This window comes from Candidatus Glomeribacter gigasporarum BEG34 (assembly GCF_000227585.1).
GTDB lineage: Bacteria > Pseudomonadota > Gammaproteobacteria > Burkholderiales > Burkholderiaceae > Glomeribacter > Glomeribacter gigasporarum_B.
The window spans coordinates 1-2,042 of sequence record NZ_CAFB01000109.1 but is presented as its reverse complement, the minus strand read 5'-3'; the positions used below and the strand labels follow the sequence as shown (position 1 = coordinate 2,042).

The following is a 2,042-nucleotide window of genomic DNA, read 5'->3' as shown; positions in this document are numbered from 1 at the left end:
TGCAACTGCGTAAAATCGTTAAAAATCGGGGGCATTTCCCCAATGATGCAGCCGCTAAAAAATTGCGCTTTCTCGCTTTGCGAAACATTGAACAAAATTGGAAAATGCCTCCCTGACATGGAGACAGGCCGCCAATCAGTTTGCAATTTTATTCGGTGAACGTTTTACGAATGCCATGAAGTCATTTTGGTGACTTGGCCTCTCACATAAAATTCCGGACACTACCGAAATGCCCAACGGTACCTATAAATCCAATAACCTCAAGGCCGCCGTGCGAACGCCACACAAATCCTTATGCTCCCCTATAGGCTTGCATCACTTGGGTTTTGGCGATACTAAAAGGCTTGGTCTGGTTCAAAATCTCCTCCTATATTCCCTAGTTGGATTCAGTCAACACCACCTAAGGCAACCCCTTTGCTCCATCATCATTACAGTGACTTCTTCGCTACTACGAATTGCTCCGTCCCAGTGTCTTGCTTCGGTACGTTCATATTTGAGTTTTCAGCCTCTTGTATTTCTCCCTTAACATCAACACGACTGGTTCCCACGGTTCCCTATCAAAGCCTGTATCAGAATCACGCCTCCTATACGCCGGACACCACTTGCTCAGTCACCGAGTGTCTTGCAAGTTCTTCCTGGAGTTATTTCACGCCCCCAGCTTTGATGTCTTCTTGACCTTTCGACGCGTCATCAGGGGTTCATTTGCATTCGTCTTTCTAATCCTTACCTGACGCTTTGCAGCGCCTTTTCCTTGACGCTCACGACCTTGGCTCTTCACCAACGCCGCTTAAGGTGGTTTGAAGCCTACCCCCGGAAGTCGACTTCGAGGAGCCTATCCTCATCTTCGATAGAGCTTACGCTTATTCCACTTCGTTATGTTCTGACTTGTGGTTTTTGCTGCTGTGACACACTTGAATTTTGGTCTTGTATGTGGTATAAGGACTAAAGTTGATTGGAATTTCTTAATGGTCAATAAGACGAGGTCGAGGTGAACTACCGAGTGCGACAAGAGTGAACTACTGAGTGCGATAAGAGCGCACAAGGTATGTTTTGTTGGAACACAGTCTTCAAGGAACGCTTGGATGCCTACTACACTGGAACTGACTGAGAGGATTAATGAGAAAATAAGTCAGATATCCGATCAGATCAGACAAATTTCCGGTGGATGTAAAAATAGTATAGAAGACCAAAAGAGTCAAAAATATATTCAGAATGAATTTCAAGTTTTGAAGGATATTCTGAAAATAGTGAGCGATCATGAGATTTTAAACTCAGTCTATCAAGTGTTTGAACAAATACATAGGGCGGCCTTAAATGTCAAAAATCTATCGCCTCACAAGGTAAACGAACAGACGCAAGAACTGCAAGAACTGCAAGAAAAATTTAATCAGGAAATTTTTAACTTAATCCAGAAATCCATATCTGGAGAGCCAAAAGGCTCTTTCGCTCAATTTAGTTGAGTAAGCAAAATAGATGAGCTTGTTTTTATTTGAAAATTGATATTTGGAATTCCAATGTCATGTTATCTACGCAAATAACTTCCACAGATACGATACAGACAGACAGACATCATACCAATCCTCAATGAAGCGCAGACAGAAAACACTTTAAGCGTTTCCGAAGATCATGGGTTAGCAAATGAACCTCCTGAAGACGGTCGATTGGGTTTAAGCGCAGCAGCCAGTGAATTGTTCAGTCATTCTATAAAGTTTGTGCTGTGCCGCCTTGTGTATATTGGAGGGAATGTAGCCAGTCGTTCTATATTGGGTTTGAGGGATGCGCAACATTTGGCTGCCAGCAGTTTAATTAACTCGACGCAAATTGCAGCGCTTAATACAACAACAGCCGCCATGTTTGTGATTGGAGTCCATGCACGAGGCGCTATCTCAGAACAACGATTATCAGATATAGGGGTTCTATATCGAAAAGGCGTCGCGATGTCTCTTTGCTTGGGCGTACCTGCCTTGCTGTTTACTCGATTTACCGGCTCCCTGTTTAATCTTGCTCGCCAGCCTCATGATGTAACAGACATCATTGATCAA

At 43.5% G+C, this 2,042-nt stretch carries 2 protein-coding genes and 1 pseudogene; all 3 read left to right on the top strand.

The genetic code is table 11. The features are described from left to right. A pseudogene (locus CAGGBEG34_RS11895) lies at positions 1-193 on the top strand (IS256 family transposase); the annotation flags it as partial. Between the two features lie 889 nt (positions 194-1,082). Further along, a complete protein-coding gene (locus CAGGBEG34_RS09250; RefSeq protein ID WP_006683358.1) occupies positions 1,083-1,460 on the top strand; it encodes a hypothetical protein in 378 nt (125 codons plus the stop codon). 201 nt (positions 1,461-1,661) lie between these two features. Continuing rightward, the coding region (locus CAGGBEG34_RS11220; RefSeq protein ID WP_158641873.1) for a hypothetical protein at positions 1,662-2,042 on the top strand (381 nt) is incomplete at its 3' end.